The organism is Nocardia sp. NPDC060249 (assembly GCF_042728755.1).
Classification (GTDB): domain Bacteria; phylum Actinomycetota; class Actinomycetes; order Mycobacteriales; family Mycobacteriaceae; genus Nocardia.
The window spans coordinates 123559-139143 of sequence record NZ_JBHXAQ010000001.1; the positions used below are offsets into that span (position 1 = coordinate 123559).

Annotated in this window: 13 protein-coding genes and 1 tRNA gene; 6 read left to right on the top strand and 8 right to left on the bottom strand. The window is 68.6% G+C overall.

Annotated elements, in window-relative coordinates:
• Nucleotides 1-103: 103 nt before the first annotated feature.
• The gene (locus ACFWFP_RS00535) at nucleotides 104-1129 is read left to right on the top strand and encodes a PDZ domain-containing protein (protein ID WP_379292401.1); all 1026 of its coding nucleotides are present in this window, start codon (nucleotides 104-106) and stop codon (nucleotides 1127-1129) included.
• On the opposite strand, the gene ACFWFP_RS00540 is transcribed toward ACFWFP_RS00535, so the two are convergent.
• Nucleotides 1130-1708, bottom strand: coding sequence for a PPA1309 family protein (locus tag ACFWFP_RS00540; RefSeq protein WP_266292347.1), 579 nt, complete (start codon nucleotides 1706-1708; stop codon nucleotides 1130-1132).
• Between the two features lie 156 nt (nucleotides 1709-1864).
• Here ACFWFP_RS00540 and ACFWFP_RS00545 point away from each other — a divergent pair, with 156 nt between their 5' ends.
• Nucleotides 1865-4846 carry a UPF0182 family protein gene (locus ACFWFP_RS00545; RefSeq protein WP_379292402.1) on the top strand — a complete coding sequence of 994 codons (2982 nt, stop codon included), beginning with the start codon at nucleotides 1865-1867 and terminating at the stop codon, nucleotides 4844-4846.
• Nucleotides 4847-4919: 73 nt separating this feature from the next.
• On the opposite strand, the gene ACFWFP_RS00550 is transcribed toward ACFWFP_RS00545, so the two are convergent.
• Nucleotides 4920-5462, bottom strand: coding sequence for a transglycosylase family protein (locus tag ACFWFP_RS00550; RefSeq protein ID WP_379292403.1), 543 nt, complete (start codon nucleotides 5460-5462; stop codon nucleotides 4920-4922).
• Nucleotides 5463-5819: 357 nt separating this feature from the next.
• On the opposite strand from ACFWFP_RS00550, the gene ACFWFP_RS00555 reads away from it, so the two are divergent.
• Nucleotides 5820-5893, top strand: a tRNA-Met gene (locus tag ACFWFP_RS00555).
• A gap of 71 nt (nucleotides 5894-5964) precedes the next feature.
• Here the strand turns inward: ACFWFP_RS00555 and ACFWFP_RS00560 are convergent.
• The 4 genes from ACFWFP_RS00560 to ACFWFP_RS00575 all read right to left on the bottom strand — a co-directional run bounded on the left by ACFWFP_RS00560 (nucleotide 5965) and on the right by ACFWFP_RS00575 (nucleotide 10436).
• Nucleotides 5965-6222 (bottom strand): HPr family phosphocarrier protein, encoded by a 258-nt coding sequence (locus ACFWFP_RS00560; RefSeq protein WP_101466146.1) that lies wholly within the window; start codon nucleotides 6220-6222, stop codon nucleotides 5965-5967.
• Between the two features lie 26 nt (nucleotides 6223-6248).
• Nucleotides 6249-8477, bottom strand: a complete 2229-nt coding sequence (locus ACFWFP_RS00565; RefSeq protein ID WP_379292404.1) for a fructose-specific PTS transporter subunit EIIC — start codon at nucleotides 8475-8477, stop codon at nucleotides 6249-6251.
• 205 nt (nucleotides 8478-8682) lie between these two features.
• A complete protein-coding gene (locus ACFWFP_RS00570) occupies nucleotides 8683-9672 on the bottom strand; it encodes a 1-phosphofructokinase family hexose kinase (protein ID WP_379292406.1) in 990 nt (329 codons plus the stop codon).
• Entirely contained in the window at nucleotides 9669-10436 is a 768-nt protein-coding gene (locus tag ACFWFP_RS00575) for a DeoR/GlpR family DNA-binding transcription regulator (RefSeq protein ID WP_379292407.1), read from the bottom strand. The genes ACFWFP_RS00570 and ACFWFP_RS00575 overlap by 4 nt, the downstream gene beginning before the upstream one ends.
• A gap of 263 nt (nucleotides 10437-10699) precedes the next feature.
• On the opposite strand from ACFWFP_RS00575, the gene ACFWFP_RS00580 reads away from it, so the two are divergent.
• Nucleotides 10700-11518: an amino acid-binding protein gene (locus tag ACFWFP_RS00580; RefSeq protein WP_379292408.1), complete on the top strand. Its 819-nt coding sequence runs from the start codon at nucleotides 10700-10702 to the stop codon at nucleotides 11516-11518.
• A gap of 3 nt (nucleotides 11519-11521) precedes the next feature.
• Here ACFWFP_RS00580 and ACFWFP_RS00585 read toward each other — a convergent pair whose 3' ends face one another.
• On the bottom strand, nucleotides 11522-11746 hold the full coding sequence (locus ACFWFP_RS00585; RefSeq protein ID WP_378899520.1) for a hypothetical protein: 225 nt from the start codon (nucleotides 11744-11746) through the stop codon (nucleotides 11522-11524).
• A gap of 80 nt (nucleotides 11747-11826) precedes the next feature.
• On the opposite strand from ACFWFP_RS00585, the gene ACFWFP_RS00590 reads away from it, so the two are divergent.
• Together ACFWFP_RS00590 and ACFWFP_RS00595 are read left to right on the top strand one after the other, a co-directional pair.
• Nucleotides 11827-13002, top strand: coding sequence for an alpha-hydroxy-acid oxidizing protein (locus ACFWFP_RS00590; protein ID WP_379292409.1), 1176 nt, complete (start codon nucleotides 11827-11829; stop codon nucleotides 13000-13002).
• 134 nt (nucleotides 13003-13136) lie between these two features.
• On the top strand, nucleotides 13137-13889 hold the full coding sequence (locus ACFWFP_RS00595; RefSeq protein WP_379292410.1) for a DUF6319 family protein: 753 nt from the start codon (nucleotides 13137-13139) through the stop codon (nucleotides 13887-13889).
• Between the two features lies 1 nt (nucleotide 13890).
• Here the strand turns inward: ACFWFP_RS00595 and ACFWFP_RS00600 are convergent, their stop codons facing one another.
• Nucleotides 13891-15396 carry a diguanylate cyclase gene (locus ACFWFP_RS00600; RefSeq protein WP_379292411.1) on the bottom strand — a complete coding sequence of 502 codons (1506 nt, stop codon included), beginning with the start codon at nucleotides 15394-15396 and terminating at the stop codon, nucleotides 13891-13893.
• Between the last annotated feature and the right edge of the window lie 189 nt (nucleotides 15397-15585).

Sequence of the window (15585 nt, forward strand, 5' to 3'; positions counted from 1 at the left end):
CGGGCCCACGGTGTTCGCGCATCGCGAAATCGCGCGGCGGCGCCCACGCCGTAAAGCGTGCCACTGCCGTCGGTCACGGCCGTTGATCACTACTGTGGTCCGAGTGAATCGTCGGATCCTCACCCTGATCGTCGCCCTCGTCCCTGTCCTGGTGCTCGGTGTGGCAGGCAGCGTGGTCACCGTGCCGTTCGTCGCGCTGGGCCCTGGCCCCACCTTCGACACCCTCGGCCAGGTCGAGGGCAAGCAGGTGGTCGATGTCACCGGCGCGCCACTGGATCCCACGAACGGGCAGCTGAACATGACGACCGTCTCGGTGCGCGACGGGCTGAACCTGTTCGAGGCGTTCGGGTTCTGGGTCAGCGGTGAGCACGGCCTTGTCCCGCGCGCCGAGGTGTACCCGCCCGGCGTGTCACGCGAGGAGGTCGACAAGTCCAATCAGCAGGAATTCAAGGATTCCGAGAGCGATGCCGAGGTCGCCGCGCTGCACTACCTGAAGCTGCCGACGGTGGTGCTGGTCCGCGGACTCGGCGAGGAAGGACCGGCCAACGGCGTGCTCGAGGTCGGTGACGAGCTGATCAGCATCGACGGCGCCCCGATCACCACGCCCAAGGCCGTGGTCGACATCGTCGGCACCAAGGCGCCCGGCACCACCATCACCGTCGTCTACAGTCGCGGCGACGCCGAGCGGACCAGTTCGATCACCCTGGCCCCCCGTCCCGGCGACGAGGCGAAGGGCTACCTCGGGATCACCCCGGGCGAAGGCGGACGACCCCCGTTGCAGGTCGAGTTCAACCTCGCCGATATCGGCGGACCGTCGGCCGGGCTGATGTTCAGCCTCGCGCTGATCGACAAGCTCTCGCCGGGCGAACTCAACGGCGGCAAGTTCGTCGCGGGCACCGGCACCATCGACCAGGACGGCAAGGTCGGCCCGATCGGTGGCATCCAGTACAAGATGATCGCGGCGCGCGAGGCAGGCGCGGAAACGTTCCTCGTGCCCGCCGACAACTGCAACGAGGCCGGTCAGCGGGCTCCGGAGGGCCTGCGCCTGGTGAAGGTCGACACCCTCGACAGCGCGATCACCGGACTGGCCGAGATCAACGCGGGTCGCGAGGCGATCAGCTGCGGGTAGTCACTCCAGCGTGTGGTGCAGGGCCTCGACCAGGCCCGGCGCCAGGTTGGGGTAGGTGCGCAGGTCGAGATCGCCGAAGCCGTCGTCGTCCTCGGGACGGATCTGCAGCAGGCACAGGGTGGCGCCCTGGCGCAGCACGCCCGCGATGAGCCGGGCGTCGCGGCGACCTGGATGCGCGTGCGCGGCGGCGCGCCCGGCCGCGTCGGCGGCCTCGTCATCGGCGAGGAGCGGAACCAGTGCCTCGTCGAGATCGCTCTCGGCGTCGGGCGGCAGCACCACGATCTCCTGCACCAGCACGCAGCCTTCCACCGCGGGCGGCCAGGTGGTGGTGGCCAGGAACTCGTCCAACGCCATCGACCCGCCGGTGATGTCGTCGGGGAAGGCTTCCTGGGCCACGGGGGTCAGCTCGCTGCCGTCGTCGAGCTGGTCTTGCAGGTCCGGTTCGGCCGCGGCCAGGTCGGCGGTCGGCACCAACGCGAACATCTGCGGCGGGTTTCCCCAGCCCTCGGCGTCGGCGAACTCGACGACCTCGCGCACACAGCGGGCGAGGAGAACTTCGGCGTGCTCGTCTTCGGTCACCCGCACATCCAATCATTTTCGGCCCAGACGCTTGCACGGTGTCCGATTTCCGTAGAGTGGGCGCAAACGGTCCGGTAACGGATCACCCGCAATATTCGGACTGCGGTGACTGCGCCGATCACGGTGCGGAACCGCCGGAGCATGGAGAGTGGCACCGTGGGCATGCGGCCCCCCACCGGCTTACCTTCGTTGTCCCGACGCAGCCGTGTGCTGCTGGTGACGGCAGTCGTCCTCGCGGCGCTGCTGCTGCTCGGGCCCCGCTTCACCGATGCCTATACCAATTGGTTGTGGTTCGGTGAGGTCGGTTATCGCAGTGTGTATCTCGGCGTGTTGCGCACGCGGCTGATGCTGTTCGTGGTCGTGGCGTTGCTCGTCGGCCTGGTGGTCTGGGCCGCGCTGTTGCTGGCCTATCGGTCGCGTCCGGTCTTCGTGCCGGTCGCGGGGCCCAATGATCCGATCGCGCGTTACCGCACGACCGTGATGAGCAAGCTGCGGCTGTTCGGCGTCGGCATCCCGGTGCTGCTCGGCGTGCTGTCGGGACTGGTCGCGCAGTCGAACTGGGCGACGGTGCAGCTGTTCCTGCACGGTGGCGAGTTCGGTCAGCAGGACCCGCAGTTCCACCTCGACATCGGTTTCTACACCTTCGACCTGCCGTTCTACCGGATGGTGCTGAACTGGCTGTTCGTCGCCGTGGTGATCGCGTTCTTCGCGAACCTGGTGACCCATTACGTGTTCGGCGGCCTGCGGCTGGCCGGGCGTGAAGGCACGCTCACCAGGGCCGCGCGCGTGCAGCTCGCGGTGATCGCCGGAATCTTCGTGCTGCTCAAGGCGGTGGCGTACTGGTTCGACCGGTACGACCTGTTGTCGAGTACGCGCAAGGAACCGACGTTCGGTGGTCCGTCGTTCACCGATATCAACGCGGTGCTGCCCGCCAAGCTGATCCTGCTGTCGATCGCGGTGATCTGCGCGATGGCGTTCTTCGCCGGGATCGTGCTGCGCGATCTGCGGGTTCCCGCGATGGCGGCCGCGCTGCTGGTGCTGTCGTCGATCCTGGTCGGTGCGGTGTGGCCGATGGTGGTCGAGCAGTTCTCGGTGCGACCCAACGCGGCCGAGAAGGAGAGTCCGTACATCGAGCGCAATATCCAGGCGACGCGTGCGGCGTACGGGATCACCGACGACAAGGTCGAGTATCAGGACTATCAGGGGGAGAGCCGCAAGAGCCCGCTCGAGGTGCCCGCCGACGCGGCCACCATCGGCAACGCCCGCCTGCTCGACCCGAATATTCTCTCGCCGACCTTCACCCAGCTCCAGCAGCGCAAGAACTTCTACGGCTTCCCCGAGTCGCTCGACATCGACCGCTACAGCCTCAACGGCGACGTCCAGGACTACATCGTGGCCGCGCGTGAGCTGCATCCGGCCGCGCTGTCGGGCAACCAGAAGGACTGGATCAACCAGCACACCGTCTACACCCACGGCAACGGCTTCGTGGCCGCGCCCGCCAACCGGGTCAACAAGCCGCAGTCCGAGGCCCAGAGTGCCACGGGCGGCAGTGATTCGGGCTATCCGCTGTTCATGGTGAGCGACCTGTTCACCAAGGTCGAAGACCAGCAGATCAAGGTCGAGCAGCCCCGGATCTACTACGGCGAGTTGATCGCCCAGACCGATCCCGACTACGCCATCGTCGGCACCGCGGAGGGCCAGGCGCCGCGTGAGTACGACTCCGATCAGGCGCAGTTCACCTACGACGGCAGCGGTGGCGTGCCGATCGGGAACTGGTTCAACCGGCTGGCCTTCGCGGCCAAGTACGCCGAGCGCAACATCTTGTTCTCCTCGGCGATCAGCGAGGACTCCAAGATCCTGTTCAACCGTGGTCCGCGCGACCGGGTGCAGAAGGTCGCGCCGTGGCTGACCACCGACGGCAATGCCTACCCGGCGGTCGTCGGCGAGCGCGTGGTCTGGATCGTCGACGCCTACACCACGCTGGACAAGTACCCCTACGCCCAGCCGACCTCACTCGACGGCGCGGTCGAGGACAGCATCGACAAGAAGACCGGGCGGGTCATCCCGCGTAAGGAAGTCAGCTACATCCGCAACTCGGTGAAGGCCACCGTCGACGCGTACGACGGCACCGTCACCCTGTACGAGACCGACACCACCGACCCGGTGCTCAAGGCCTGGCGCGGCGTGTTCCCGGACGCGGTGAAGCCGCAGAGCGAGATCTCGCCCGAACTGCGCGCGCACTTCCGCTACCCGGAGGATCTGTTCAAGGTCCAGCGCGACATGCTCACGAAGTACCACGTGGACAACCCGCGTGAGTTCTTCACCAACAACGCGTTCTGGTCGGTGCCCAGTGATCCGACCATCGAGGGCGGCACGTTCAACCAGCCCCCGTACTACGTGTTGCTGGGTGACCCGAAGACCAACAAGCCGGTGTTCAACCTGACCTCGGCGATGGTCGGCTACAACCGGCAGTTCCTCTCGGCCTACATCTCGGTGCGGTCGGACCCCGACGGGTACGGCAAGTTCACCGTGTTGCAGCTACCGGTGGAAACGCAGACGCAGGGCCCGCAGCAGACACAGAACTCGATGACCACCGCCGACGCGGTCTCCCGAGAGAAAACCCTGCTGTCGAACTCGAACAAGATCCGCTACGGCAACCTGCTCACGCTGCCGGTGGCCGACGGCGGCATCCTCTACGTGGAACCGTTCTACAACGAGCGCAACACCGGTTCGTCGACCTTCCCGCAGCTGCTTCGCGTGCTGGTGAGCTATCGCGACGCGGCGGGCAGCGTGAAGGTCGGCTACGCGCCGACGCTGGCCGAGGCGCTGAACCAGGTGATGCCGGGTGCGGGTTCGCTGGCGACACCGTTCGGTGGCGATCCGTCGGTGAAGCCGAAACCGGGGGCGACCCCGCCGGTCGACCAGGGCACCGTCACTCCGCCCGGCAACGGCGCCACCCCGCAGCCGGGGACGACTCCGCCCGCGGGGTCCACGCAGGAGGCCGCGGCCGCCGAGCTCAGCCGCAAGATCGAGGCGGTGCGCACGGCGATGCGGACGGGCAACTTCACCGATTTCGGTAAGGCGCTGGAAGAACTCGACGCCGCGGTGAAGGCGTATCAGGACGCGGGCGGCCGGTAGCCGGCCGCAGCGCAGCAGCAAGAAAGGCCCCGTCTGGTCGACGGGGCCTTTCTTGTGCAGGGGGAACGGTGGATCAGCCGCCGATCGAGTCGATCAGCGCAGCGTTGGCGTCGAGCAGGTCCTGGTACTGACCCGCGACACCGTACTGGTCGGCCAGTGCCTTGCCCGCGGCCTTGGCCTGGTCGACGGCAGCCTGGACCTCGGTCTTGGCCTCGGCGGGCAGCTCGACGGGCAGTTCGGCGGCGGGCTCCTCGACCACCTCGGGCTCGGAGGCGCCCGACTGGAGGAACTGGCCACAGTGCGGCCATGCGCCGACGCCCTGGCTGGCGAGCACGTTCTCCGCGACGCGGATCTGCTCTTCCTTGCTGGCGTTGTGGGCCGAGCCCTGGCCGCCGTTGGCCGCCCAGGTGCTCTGCGAGAACTGCAGGCCGCCGTAGTAGCCGTTGCCGGTGTTGATGCCCCAGTTGCCGCCGCTCTCGCACTGGGCGACGCCGTCCCAGTTGTAGGCGGCGGCGGAGGCGGTGCCGGTGGCGAGGCCGAACGGAACGGCAACAAGGGCGCCTGCGATGGCGGCGACGCCAAGGGCGCGGGTGCTGAATTTCCGGGTCTCAGTCATGGGGGAGACGCTAACCAAAGAATCGATTCCGATCACATCTTGATAACGAGCGGATTCTATGAATGGAATAGACGTCTTTTTAAGGTTTACGCTGCATAGCCAGTGGGAATACCTAGATTCCGGGCGGTCTGTTATTGGACCGTTATGTGTTCGGGATCACGGGGTGATAGTGACGCCGCTCACCGAAATTCCGGCCGGTTGCCCGCGATTGGCGAAATATGTGATGGCTGCCACAGTTGTCGGACTCGAAGCGCGGTATCGCCCCGGCGAGGATTGCGCGTATCGGTCGCAAAACCCGTGCTGACCTCACGATTTGGCGCCTGCGCGCACCTGTGTGTAATGTTGTGTTCACACCGACGCGGGGTGGAGCAGCTCGGTAGCTCGCTGGGCTCATAACCCAGAGGTCGCAGGTTCAAATCCTGTCCCCGCTACAAAACGAAAGGCCCGGAACCACTGGTTCCGGGCCTTTCGCGTTTCTCGGATCCTTCTCGTGCGGGTCGGTTCAGGCATCGAGGTCGCTGGCGACGAGCTCGGCGATCTTGTCCAGGGTCGGCTGATCGTCGCTGGTGATCACCACTTCGGCGCCCTGGCCCGCGCCGAGGGTCATGATCATCAGCGCGGAGCCCGCGTCTACGGGGTCGCCGCCCGTGACCGCGATGGTGACGGGTACGCCCGCCGCGCCGACCGCTTCGGCGATCAGGGCCGCGGGGCGGGCGTGCAGGCCGACCGAGGAGCCGACAGTGACGGTGGTGCTTGCCATGGGATATCTCCTTGTGTGCGAATGGATTACGCGGTGGTGAGAACGGGGGCGACGGACTGCTTGCGGGTGAGTTCCTTGGCGAGGGTGACGCAGGCCGCGGCGACGACCGTGCCCGCGACCAGCGACACCAGGAACCAGCCGAGGTGCCCGATCGCGAAGAACACGAAGATGCCGCCGTGCGGTGCGCTCAAGGTGACGTCGGTGGCCATGATCAGCCCACCGGTCACCGCGCCGCCGACCATCATCGACGGCAGCACCCGCAGCGGGTCGGCGGCGGCGAACGGGATCGCGCCCTCGGAGATGAACGAGGCGCCGAGCAGCCAGGCGGCCTTGCCGTTCTCGCGTTCGGCCTCGGTATAGAGGCGCGGGCGCAGGACGGTCGACAATGCCATCGCCAGCGGCGGCACCATACCCGCGGCCATCACCGCGGCCATGATCCGCAGGGTCGCGATGTCGGTCACCGACAGCCCCGCCGCGGCGAACGCGTAGGCGGCCTTGTTGACCGGACCACCCAGGTCGAAGCACATCATCACGCCCAGGATCACCCCGAGCGCGATGGCGGAGGTGCCGGACAGGCCGTTGAGCCAGTCGGTGAGTCCGTTGGTCACGGCGGCGAGGGGCTTGCCGAGCAGGACCAACATCAAGATGCCGACGATCGCCGAGGCCAGCAGCGGGATCACCACCACCGGCATGAGCCCGCGCGCCCACGTGGGCACCGGCAGCTTGCTCACCCACAGGGCCGCGAATCCGGCCACCAGGCCACCGACCAGACCACCGAGGAATCCCGCACCGACGAACACCGCGATCGCGCCCGCGGTGAAACCCGGTGCCAGACCGGGACGGTCGGCGATCGCGAAGGCGATGTACCCCGCCAGCGCCGGGACCAGGAAGCTGAAGGCGAGTGAGCCGATCTGGAAGAGCACGGCGCCGAAATAGGTGCCCAGACCACCGTCGGGTAGGTCGGTGATCGAATTGTCGAGCACGATCGTCTTCGCGCTGTCGGAGATCTCGTAGCCGCCAAGCAGGAAGCTCAGCGCGATCAGCAGACCGCCCGCCGCGACGAACGGGATCATGTAACTGACGCCGGTGAGCAGGATCTGGCGCAGGCGGGTACCCCAGCCGATGCCCGTGGCCGAGTGGGCGGGTGCGGGTGCGGTCCCGCCGACGGTGGCGGCGCCCGCGGCGCTACTCGCCGCGACGGCCTCCGCGATCATCGTGTCGGGCTCGTTGATGGCGCGTTTGACGCCGGACTCGATCACGGGCTTGCCCGCGAACCGGCTGCGGTCCTTCACTCCGACATCGGTGGCGAAGATGACGGCGTCGGCGTCGGCGATCGTGGCCGGGTCGAGTTTGTCGCCACCACTCGAGCCTTGAGTTTCCACCGCCACGTCGACTCCGGCGCGTTCGCCCGCGGCGACCAGGGCGTCAGCGGCCATGTAGGTGTGGGCGATACCGGTCGGGCAGGCGGTGACCGCGACGATCTTCTTCGGCGCACCGGACTTCGCTGTGCTGACGGCCGGTGCATCTCCCGCGGTGGCGCTTCGAGTTGACGCTGAATCCTCGTCCGGGTCCCCACCCGAGGCGGTCGCCGCGCCGGAAACGGCCGCGCCCGATGCGGCAGTACCGACCGCCGCCGCGCCGGCTCCGGCGGCCGATGACCCGGAGACGGGAGCCGCGGCTTTGTCGCCCGCAGCGGACGAGTTCCCCGTTCCGCCGTCGGCGGGAGAACCGCCACCGACCGGACCGGTCGACGGCGTCGTGGCTGTGGCACCGGCGGTGGAAGGGGTGGTTGCGGTCGGTGGGGGATTGATGACGCCGTCGACCAGGGCCACCACGTCCGCCGGGGTCGCGGCAGCGCGTAGCTCGGCGACGAAGGTGGGCCGGACCAGCGCGCGAGCCAGCGACGACAACAACTTCATGTGCTCAGCGCCCGCGCCTTCCGGTGCGGCGATCAGGAAGACCAGATCGGCAGGTCCGTCAGGGGCGCCGAAGTCGACGGCGGGCGCGAGGCGGGCGAAAGCCAGCGATGCGCTACTGACGGCGGCCGATCGGCAGTGCGGGATCGCGATGCCCCCGGGTAGCCCGGTCGCCGATTGCGACTCCCTGGCCAGGGCCGCTTCGGCCACCGCGTCGACATCGGTCGCGCGGCCCGTGGCGGCGAGCTTGTCCGCGAGCGCGGTGATCACGGCGTCCTTGGCGGTGCCGAGATCGGCGTCGAGCGCGATCAGGTCTGGGGTGATGATCGAATCGGCCATCGTCGTGTCTTTCCGGAGTGGGGGTCGAGCAGGGGCTTGTCGGGTCCGGTCGGCGGGGTTATCGGCGTCGGCCGGCTGGTGGACGTCTATCGGTGGTGATCGCCGGATGGGGTCGGATCTCGGATCAGCGGTGGACGAACGCGGACGTCGCGGCGGTTCGACTTCGGCGATGGGCGAAGACGCCGGGCGACGACCGTGGGGGTACTCATGCCGGGGCCGATGGTCGGTCGGCGGTGAGCGGGTGAGCGGTGACGGCTTCGAGGACGACGTCGGCGGGGCCGGGTAGTTCCGTACCGGGGAGCGCGGTGGCGGCGCTGCCGTAGGCGACGGCGGTGCGCAGGCGGTCGGCGGGGGGTTCGCCCGCGAGGTCGGCGAGCAGGTAGCCGGCCAGGGCCGAGTCGCCCGCGCCGACGGTGCTGCGCGCGACGATCGGCGGGGCGGCGGCGAACCACGCTGCCTCGGCGGTGACCAGGACCGCGCCCGCCGCGCCCAAGGTGGCCAGCACCGCGCCTACGCCACGGTCGAGCAGCGCCATGGCGGCTTCGGCCGCGGCTATCGGGTTGTCGAGGTCGACGGCGTCGAGACCGGTGAGCTGAGCCAGCTCCTCCGAGTTCGGCTTGATGAGATCCGGTGCGGCGAGGGCTGATTCGGTGAACAGAGCGAGCAGCGGAGCGTCGGAGGTATCGACAGCGACGCGAGTGCGACGCGTTCCGTTCGGCGATACGCGCGGTATGGACAACGCCGCGACGAGCTGCGCGTACCAGTCGACGGGCACGCCCGGCGGAAGCGATCCCGACAGCACGATCCACTCGGCTCCCGCGGCCACCTTCACGACCAGCGCCGTGAGCTCGGCCAGCTCGCGCGCCGCCAACGGACGGCCGGGCTCGTTGATCTTGGTCGTGGTGCCGTCGGTTTCGGCGATGGTCAGGTTCACCCGCGGTCCGCCAGTCACCGGCACCGTGCGGAAGTCGATTCCCGCCGTGCGCAATCCGTGCACCACGGGGTCGTCATCCGCGCCCGGCAGCACCGCCGTGACCGCCGCCCCGCTCCCGGACACCACCCGCGCGACATTGACCCCCTTGCCGCCGGGGTGCGATGTGACGCTCGCCGCGCGATGCACCTGCCCGCGCCGCAACGGCTCGGTGAGGGCGATCGTGCGGTCGACACTCGGATTCATGGTCAGCGTGACGATCATGCGAGCACCACCTCGATGCCGTCGGCGACCAGTTCCGCGTGCGCGGTGGCCGGGATATCGGTATCGGTGACCAGGACGTCGACCTCGGCGGCACTGCCGAAGCGCACGAAGTCCTCGCGCCCGATCTTGCTCGCGTCGGCGACCACGACGACCCGGTCGGCGGCGGCGATCATCGCGCGTTTCACGGCGGCTTCCTCCGGATCGGGGGTGGACAGTCCGTGCCGCACGGTCAGCGCGTTGGTGCCGACAAACGCGACGTCGACCCGTAGTTCGCCGAGCAGTCGCACGGTCTCGGCGCCGACGGCGGCCTGGGTGACTCCGCGAACCCGCCCGCCGAGCAGGTGCAACCGCACACCCGCGAACCCGGTGAGGCGCGCGGCGACCGGCAGCGAGTTGGTGACGGTGACCAGGTCGACGTCGACCGGCATGGCCGCGGCCACCCGCACGGTCGTCGTGCCCGCGTCGAACAGCACGCTGCCGCCCGCACGCGGCAGGTACCGCTGGGCGAGTTCGGCGATCCGGTCCTTCTCCGCGGCGCGCGTGCTGTCGCGCTCGGCGGTGCCCGGTTCGAAGGTGGTGAGCGCGCCGGAACCGACCGCGCCCCCGTGCACCCGCCGGATCACCCCGAGTCGGTCGAGCACCGCCAGATCGCGGCGCACGGTTTCGGTGGTGACCCCGTACTGGTCGGCGAGTTCGGCGACGGAGACGCGCCCGCGGTGCCCGATGAGGGTCGCGATCGCCTGCTGCCGTTCCTCGGCGTACATGGAGTTCCTCCGGTCTCGATGAATCTTTACTTATGTTGTTTTATGCCCATTTGTGTGGGTTTGTCAATGGAATACGGTGAGGTGAGTCACAATCGTTGCCGCCTGTCTATCGGTCGAATGGTGCCGACGGTCACACCCAAACGGCACGGGTGTGCAAGATCACCGGGAAAATCGGTGCAGGTCAACGGCTTTCGCACGTGCTTTCACGTCGCTGTTACGCACCTCGTCGAAGATCGACACGAAGGCCGGAGACGCTGACCCCCATGTGGCGATTCGCAGTGCGACCCCGTGTCACGGTCCTGGCCTGCGAGGTGTGCGGCCGGCTGCCGCATCCGGGACGGACCAGGCTCACTCTCGCCAAACTCGCGGCGGTGTTCCCGGTGGAGCTGGCGCTGCACGCGCTGGTCGTGCACCTGCACCCGCCGTACCTGCTGACCGTCGCCCTGCTCACGGTCACCACCACGATCCTGGTGATCTGGGTGGTCGAGCCGTCGGCGATGCGGATGCTCGGCGGCTGGCTGCACAGCCCGGAACTACGCCACCGCGACCGCATCGACTCCGCGCCCGCGCTCTGGCGGATCCGGGTGCGCCTGGCCGACCGTCCCGGCGCGCTCGAGACGCTGGCCAAACATCTCGCCCACCGCGACGCCAACATTCTCACCGTGCACGTGCACCAGCTGGAGGACGCCGTCCTCGACGAACTCGTCGTCGCCGCCCCCGCCGAGGTCACCGCGCACGCGATCACCTCCGCCGCGGAACACGCGGGAGGTTCCGGAGTGCGAGTCTGGCCCGCGACCGTGCTGTCGCTGATCGACGGTCAAACCAAGGCGCTGGCCATCGCCGCCCGCATCGTCGGCGATCCGGACGAATTGCCCTTGGCCGTAGCCGAACTGCTGGGCGCGCGCTACCTCGCGCCCGGCACACCGCAGGTGACCGAACCGGGCGAGGGCACGCTGCTGGAACTGGACCGCGACGATCGTCGCTGGGGTTTCGTGCGCCCGGACGAACCGTTCACTCCCGCGGAGATCGCCCGCGCGCATCGGCTCGCCGATCTAGCGGCCCTCACCGTGCGGCGACGGTGAGGTTCAGTCGAAGCCGAGGTCGCTGGTGAGCGGATCGCGCAGGGCGCCCTCGGCGGCCCGCAGACGATCGGTGACCGAGGTCAGCAGATCCATCGAATCCTGGGACAGCCCGAGCGCGAGGCGGGTCAGGTGACGGGTGGCATCGCAATGGAAGCGGTCGGCGAGTAGAGCGTCCGGGTCGGCGGGCGCGGCCGAGTGTTCGACGACGGTCACGGCAGGGGCACTCACAATCTCGTATTTTCGAGTATGACGCACCTTACATCCACCCTGCGGTCCGTGAACCCCGGTCGGCGTGCGAAAGTGCAGCAATGAGTCAGTTCGCCGACTATCAGAACGAGATCTACCTGGCCGCGCTCGGTGGGATCCAGCCCGAATTTCCCATGGATTACGCGACACTCGAACGCAAAGCCACTGCGGCACTGCCGGATTCGTTGCTGAACTATATCGCAGGCGGGGCGGGCGACGAGCTCACGCAGCGGCGCAACGCCGAAGCGTTCGCGGATTGGGGTCTGGTGCCGCGAATGCTGGTCGGCGCCACCGAGCGCGACCTCACCGTCACCGCCTTCGGTCACACGTTCGCCAGTCCGCTGTTCCTCGCGCCGGTCGGCGTGATCGGCCTGGTCGGCGAGAAGGGCCACGGTGACATCGCGGTGGCCGAGGCGTCGGCGCAGACCGGTGTGCCCGCGATGTACTCGACGCTGATGGAGGATCCGCTCGAGGACGTGCGGCCGCACGCGGGCGACACACCCTCGTTCTTCCAGCTGTACACGCCGAAGAACCGTGAGCTCGCCGAGAGCCTGGTGCACCGCGCCGAGGCCGCGGGGTACGCGGGGATCACGGTCACCCTCGACACCTGGGTGCCCGGTTGGCGTCCGCGCGACCTGGCCAGTGGGAACTTCCCGCAGCTGCGTGGGCACGTGCTGAAGAACTACACCAGCGACCCCGTCTTCCAGCAGATGGTCGGCTCCGATGATCCCAAATTGATTGTCCTGCACTGGATCGCGACCTTCGGCAATTCGCTGACCTGGGACGACCTCGGCTGGCTGCGGTCGATCACCGATCTGCCGCTGATCCTCAAGGGCATCTCTCACCCCGAGGACGCGCGCAAGGCGATCGACTTCGGCGCCGACGGCATCTACTGCTCCAATCACGGTGGGCGCCAGGCCAACGGTGGGCTGAGTGCGCTCGAGACCTTGCCCGCGGTCGTGGCCGCCTGCGACGACCGGGTGCCGGTGCTGTTCGACTCCGGGGTGCGCTCGGGTGCGGATGTGGTGAAGGCACTCGGACTCGGCGCGACGATGGTCGGGCTCGGCAGGCCGTACGTATACGCGCTCGCGCTGGGCGGTGTGCGCGGCCTGGTGCATCTGCTGCGCAGCTACGCGGCCGAAGCGGACCTGCTGATGGCGGTCAACGGCTATCGCGACGTGGCCGCGGTGCGCGAGAACATCCGGCCGACAACGCGCGGCAACGCCACTCTCGGCTGACGACGCCGCGGCCCGGAATTCCCGCGCAGGAGGGTTTTTCGGGCCGGGTGGGCGGCTCGGGGGAGAACTTGTCGGTGCGGTGCGGCATCATCGGTGCGAAGACCACGCTGTAGCACCAACCCCCGGAGTCCACGATGTCCTCGCCGAGCACCAAGTCCGCATCCCGCCGATCAGCACCGCCGGTACTGTCCGACGCCGAGCTCGCGCGTATCGCAGGCGAGCTCGCCGAGGGCAAACCGCCGATGGTGTGGTTCACCGCCGCCGCTGTCGGTGTCGCCGAGGGGAAGTCGGGCAAGGTCGTCGCGCTCGACGACCCGTCGGCAGGCGACTTCCTGCAGGTGCGGCCCACCGGTTCCAAAGATGTGCTCTCGTTCGGCCCGAGCGAGGTGACGCTGACCAAGCCGGCCCGCGGGACTACCGTAGCGCCGGGCGGATCCGCACGGACCCGCCCGGACAGTGTCCCCGCGCCGAGCAACCGAAAGGACAACACTGTGACCCAGCCGTCGACCCTGCCGAGCGCCGCTACGCCCGCGCCGAGGTCGCTCGCCCCGGTATCCGACGATCCCAAGCCCGCCCCGGCAGCGCCGCGGCCGGCGAAGGCTCCCGCGGTGCGCAAGGCCAAGGTGGCCGAGGTGACCGTCACCCTCACCGGAACCGCCGACGGTGAGTGGACCGTCGATGTGATCAACGGGAAGAAGCGCAGTGTGAAGGGGTTGGCGGTCAGCAGTGCGGCCGTCGCGCAGGCCGCGAAGATCCTGCACCCGGAGGTGGAGGAGGTGGTGGCCGGAATTCTGGAGGCTGCGCGGGGGGCTCAGCAGGCGAAGGTCGCGCAGTTGCAGGCCGAGCTGGAGGCGGCTCGGAAGCTGTTGGAGGAGTTGGGGGACTGACCTACTGGGCCACGCGCTGAATGCGCGGGGAGGCGGAGATCCGCCGCCGCGTCGACGGCTTGCTCAGTTCGTCGTGGAAGCTGAGGCCGAGGCGGTATTCCTTGGCGTGGTACATGGCGGCGTCGGCGGTGCGGATCAGGTCGTAGATGGTCGTCTCGGTGGGGCGGGTGGCCAGGCAGGCGACGCCGATGCTGGCGGTGATGGGGATTTCGCCGCAGCTCAGTTCGAAGGGGCGGATGAAGGCGCCGAGGATGTGTTCGGCCAGCACGGCGGCTTCGGTGCGGGTGCGCGGTGCCAGGACGACGAATTCGTCGCCGCCGTAGCGGGCCGTGAGGTCGGCGCTGGTGGTGGTACGGCGGATACGGGACGCGGCGTTGGCGATGAGTTCGTCGCCGACGGCGTGACCGTAGCTGTCGTTCACCATTTTGAAGCCGTCGAGGTCGATGAACAGCAGGCACAGCGGCTTTCCGGCCCACTGATCGCGATAGCGGTGTGGTGCGCGGAGCAGGGCGGCCCGGTTGAACAGGCCGGTGAGCAGGTCGTGGTCGGCCTGGTACTGGGCGCGGCGTTCGCTGCGTGTGCTGCGCGCGATGGCGCGTTCGCTGCGCACCAGTACACCGGCCAACAGCAACGTGAGCAGCGCGCAGATCACCACACGGTCGACCACCCCGAGGTCGGCGCCGACCACGCTCACCAGCGAGGCCGCCACCAGCGCCACCGCGATCATCCCGGCCCGCTGCCGCGATCGGTGCGGTCCCACATCCTCGGCGTCGCGCAACGCGCCCATCGTCGGCTGTACCGCGGCCAGCCCGGCCAGCAGATACGCCCACTGCTGTGGCACCAACGCGAACTCGGGATCGACCGCGATCGTGCCTGCGGCAGTGAGGCTTTCGATCAACCCACCGATGAGGACGGCGATCAGCGCAGCCTGCAGCAACCGCAGCGACGTCTCCGAGCGAACCACCGTCGCCAGCGAATGCGCGAGCACGGTAGCCAGCAGCGCGTGGATCAGCGGGTAGCTCGCGGCCAGCGCGGTATCGACGAACCCGGTGCTGTGCCGCAGAATCGGCGAGATCAGGAATGTCCACGAGGCCAGCAGCGCGCTGAGCCCGATGAGCGTCGAGTCCAGCCAGAGGTCACGGGCGTTGCGGAGCCGGTGCGGCTGCAACCAGCCGACGGCGGCCAGGCCGAGGCACAGCGAGGCCGCCAAGGTACACAGATCGTCGGCCGGGTGCCAGCTCGGGTGCAGCCCGAGCGCGCGTATCGCGGTGCCCGCCGCGAACAGCGGCACCGACGCGGCCAGCAGATACCAGGGCACCCGGTGCGCGGGTCGATGGCAGTACATGCCGTACCCGATCATCCCCAGCGATCCCGCGACGATCACGATGAGCAGCACAAACGGCAGCGCCCGCCCGCCCGCCAACGGCGCGATCAGCACGGCCCCCGCCGCGCCGAGCAGCACCACGCACCGTCGCAGGCTCCCGTAGCGTGTCTCGCCGATGGTCATCAGCCCCCCTCGATCTTGCTGCGCACGCGACGAGCGTCGATCGAATGTGAGGCCGGTGAAGCACTCGAAGTATCGGCCGAGAGCACCGAGTGTTGTTGTCCGAGCACGATCCCCAGCCGGCAGTGCCGACGCTCAAAACCTTTACAACTCAGTCGATCATGACACGTCCACGGCCCCGCTGTCGATGCG

Bases quoted from the DNA above. Each gene is read 5' to 3' on its own strand.
- ACFWFP_RS00550 (WP_379292403.1), bottom strand. From the start codon at position 5,462: ATGACTGAGACCCGGAAATTCAGCACCCGCGCCCTTGGCGTCGCCGCC.
- ACFWFP_RS00560 (WP_101466146.1), bottom strand. From the start codon at position 6,222: ATGGCAAGCACCACCGTCACTGTCGGCTCCTCGGTCGGCCTGCACGCC.
- ACFWFP_RS00565 (WP_379292404.1), bottom strand. From the start codon at position 8,477: ATGGCCGATTCGATCATCACCCCAGACCTGATCGCGCTCGACGCCGAT.
- ACFWFP_RS00570 (WP_379292406.1), bottom strand. From the start codon at position 9,672: ATGATCGTCACGCTGACCATGAATCCGAGTGTCGACCGCACGATCGCC.
- ACFWFP_RS00575 (WP_379292407.1), bottom strand. From the start codon at position 10,436: ATGTACGCCGAGGAACGGCAGCAGGCGATCGCGACCCTCATCGGGCAC.
- ACFWFP_RS00580 (WP_379292408.1), top strand. From the start codon at position 10,700: ATGTGGCGATTCGCAGTGCGACCCCGTGTCACGGTCCTGGCCTGCGAG.
- ACFWFP_RS00590 (WP_379292409.1), top strand. From the start codon at position 11,827: ATGAGTCAGTTCGCCGACTATCAGAACGAGATCTACCTGGCCGCGCTC.
- ACFWFP_RS00595 (WP_379292410.1), top strand. From the start codon at position 13,137: ATGTCCTCGCCGAGCACCAAGTCCGCATCCCGCCGATCAGCACCGCCG.
- ACFWFP_RS00600 (WP_379292411.1), bottom strand. From the start codon at position 15,396: ATGACCATCGGCGAGACACGCTACGGGAGCCTGCGACGGTGCGTGGTG.